The 2,768-nt window shown below is 71.1% G+C and carries 3 protein-coding genes; all 3 read right to left on the bottom strand.

Annotated elements, in window-relative coordinates; all coding sequences use genetic code 11:
* Positions 1-378: 378 nt before the first annotated feature.
* The 3 genes from QH270_RS20285 to QH270_RS20275 all read right to left on the bottom strand — a co-directional run bounded on the left by QH270_RS20285 (position 379) and on the right by QH270_RS20275 (position 2,471).
* A complete protein-coding gene (locus tag QH270_RS20285) occupies positions 379-594 on the bottom strand; it encodes a DUF3073 domain-containing protein (protein WP_110037392.1) in 216 nt (71 codons plus the stop codon).
* 175 nt (positions 595-769) lie between these two features.
* The gene (locus QH270_RS20280; protein ID WP_280344808.1) at positions 770-1,720 is read right to left on the bottom strand and encodes an asparaginase; all 951 of its coding nucleotides are present in this window, start codon (positions 1,718-1,720) and stop codon (positions 770-772) included.
* Positions 1,721-1,787: 67 nt separating this feature from the next.
* Entirely contained in the window at positions 1,788-2,471 is a 684-nt protein-coding gene (locus QH270_RS20275; RefSeq protein WP_280344804.1) for an MOSC domain-containing protein, read from the bottom strand.
* Positions 2,472-2,768: the final 297 nt, after the last annotated feature.

Below are 2,768 nucleotides of genomic sequence, written 5' to 3'. Positions count from 1 at the left end.
CGCGCCCCCCGGGGGCTGTGTCCCCCCCCCCCCCCCCCCCCCCGCCGCGGGCGGGGGGGGGGGGGGCCAACCACCTCTTTCCCACAAAAATTTCCCCCCCCGGGGGGGGGGGGGGGGGCCCCCCCCCCCCCGGCCCGTGTGTGTTTTGCTGGGTTTGCCCCGTGAACGGATCGGTTATCCCAGCTAGTGGGGGTTAGTGCCCGTCGGCTCGGGGTGGTCGGGGCCTCGAGGCGGCGAACACGACGAGCGTCCTGTGGTGTGCACAGGACGCTCGTCGTCTATTCGGATGTTCGCCGTACTCCTGCGAGCCTGGCGCCGACAACCGGACAACGGCTGAAGGGGGAGGCCACTCGGGCCTCCCCCTTCACCGGCGTACGGTCAGCGGCGCCAGCTGTCGTAGTCGTCGTCCTCGTTCCAACGGGATGACGACTCGTCTGCGTCGTGCTCGTCGGAAATCACGCCGCCACTCCTGTGAGAGTGCGGAGTGCTATCCGACAGCTCGCGCTGAAGGCTCGCGAAGTCGGTCGGCGCGGAGCTGTACTTGAGCTCACGTGCGACTTTGGTCTGCTTTGCCTTAGCCCGGCCACGGCCCATGGCTGACCCCCTCGCGTCACTGCGGGGCGGCCTGGGGTTTGTTGGCGGCCCCGTTCGAATTAATACTCTTCCTGACAGACACTTTAGCGTGTGTCAGGCGGTCGCGCTCCCAGGAGTACGGGAACAGCTGTCGAACAGGTGCCGTTTGCCCCTTCTTCGCCGAGACCACCTGGTCTCAGAGCACCCCCGGAATCGCGCGGATCACACCGACTCTGGCGTCGCCGCCCAGGACCGCCGGTGCCGCGAGCTCGGTGTGCGCGTCACTCCACTCGACCCCGAGCCGACGCAGAATCGCCAGCGTCAGCGGCATCCTGGCCCGGTCGTGACCGTCATCGATCTTGTACGCGAAGGCCCTGCCGTCCGGTAGTGCGCCCGCGTGCACACCGTCGGCGCCGATCTTGCAGAACAAGCCGGGCGTCGCCGCCATGGCCAGCAGATCGGGTCCCTTGGTGCCCGAAATCACTCGCGGATTCGCCCGCACGGCATCGGCGATCCGGCGCGACGCGGTGCCGGTCTCGGCCGTGGTGAAACCGGCGAAGGCGCGCGCGAGATTGATCAGCGAGACGGGCACGATCGGCAGGCCGCAGCCGTCGATGCCCAGGTCGGTCTCCGGTTCGCCGGTGACGTCGGCGATGGTGGCCAGCACGGCCTGCTGCAGCGGATGTTCCACGTCGAGGTATCCGGTGCGCGGCCAGTCGTTGATCGCGCAGGTCGCCAGCATCGCCGCGTGTTTGCCCGAGCAGTTCATGTAGAGCGGGCTCGCGCCCGAGCCGGTGAGCGCGGCGGCGCGGGCCCGTTCCTCGAAGGGCAGGTCGGGTGGGCAGGCCAGGTCGGCGGGGGTGTGGCCGAAGCGGTCGAGCAGGCGGCGGACCAGGGCCACGTGGTCGGGCTCGCCGAAATGCGAGGCGGTGGTGATGGCGAGCTCGTCGTCGTCGACGGGCTCGAAGCCGTTGCGCAGCAGGGTCAGTGCCTGCATCGGCTTGTTGGTCGAGCGCGGGAAGATCGGGCCGTGCACCTCGCCGAGCTCGAGGACTGCGTCGCCGTCGGCATCGAGCACGACGACCGAGCCCCGATGGACACACTCGCGGAAGCCCGACCGGACGACCTCGACCAGTTCCACACTCATGTTCGTACCCCGCTCACGGTCGGCTCCGGCCCGCGCGTGTCGACGGCCGCCCCCGGCTGAGGCCGGCTCATGGCCGCGCCTCCACGGTGGCGTTCTTTCCGGTCCTGGTGTGCCGGTCGATCTGCATCCTGATGTCGTCGGAGATGCTCGGCTCCTCGGCGCGCAGCTGTTCCAGCAGTGCCGGGTCGGCGCCGGTGAACACGTCGCGCACGGTGATGCCGTGCGCGGGGACCCGCACCACGCGCATCTCGTCGCCCGCGCCGACGGTGCCCTCGGTGAGCACCCGGAAGTAGGTCCCGGTGTCGGACTGCAGGGCGAAGCGCTTCACCCAGCGCGGTTCACCCGCCCACTCCTGGAAGGTCGCGCAGGGCACGCGCGGTGCGCTGACCTCGAGCAGGGTGTCGCCGATGGCCAGGTGCGCGCCGAGCACGGCGTCGCTGAGCGGCAACCCGCTCACCCGCAGGTTCTCGCCGAACCAGCCCGCGGGCAGCTCCCGATCGAGTTCGGACGACCAGCGGCGGGCGTCCTCGTCGGCGTAGGCGTACACGGCCTGGTGCACGCCGCCGTGGTGGACGGTGTTGCACACGTGGTCGCCGTCGAGGCCGAGGGCGCGAACCGCCACGCGGCCGTCGACTGGGCGCTTGTCGATCGCGCTGCGACCGACTCGCCCACGCACCTCGATGTCGGCGTGCACGACGCACACGGCCAGCACCAGGCCGGTGTCACCGACGCGCATGACCGGCCGGGTCATCGCCCGCGCAGCCGGTCGACGGCGGCGCGGCCCGCCTGCACGACATCGTCGGCGGGGACCGAGTCGGGGTCGATGGCGGCGGCCATGGAGCCGACCACCAGTTAGGGGGCCGCGGGGCCCGCGCGCGGGGCCAGGGCCCGGGCGGGGGGGGCGCGGGGGGTGGGGGTGTGTGGTCTGCTGGCGAAAGAGGCCGAGAAGCACAGTCCGGGAGCGGGTTTCATCCCGGCCAGGTTCACCGTCGACCTGTTCCGGCCGGTGCTGAACGAGCCGATCACCCTGCGCAGCGAGGTGGTACGC

Source organism: Nocardia neocaledoniensis, from assembly GCF_029868625.1.
In the GTDB taxonomy this organism is placed as follows: Bacteria; Actinomycetota; Actinomycetes; order Mycobacteriales; family Mycobacteriaceae; genus Nocardia; species Nocardia neocaledoniensis_A.
This window is presented reverse-complemented; position numbering and strand designations above follow the sequence as displayed.

Bases quoted from the DNA above. Each gene is read 5' to 3' on its own strand.
- QH270_RS20285 (WP_110037392.1), bottom strand. From the start codon at position 594: ATGGGCCGTGGCCGGGCTAAGGCAAAGCAGACCAAAGTCGCACGTGAG.
- QH270_RS20280 (WP_280344808.1), bottom strand. From the start codon at position 1,720: ATGAGTGTGGAACTGGTCGAGGTCGTCCGGTCGGGCTTCCGCGAGTGT.
- QH270_RS20275 (WP_280344804.1), bottom strand. From the start codon at position 2,471: ATGACCCGGCCGGTCATGCGCGTCGGTGACACCGGCCTGGTGCTGGCC.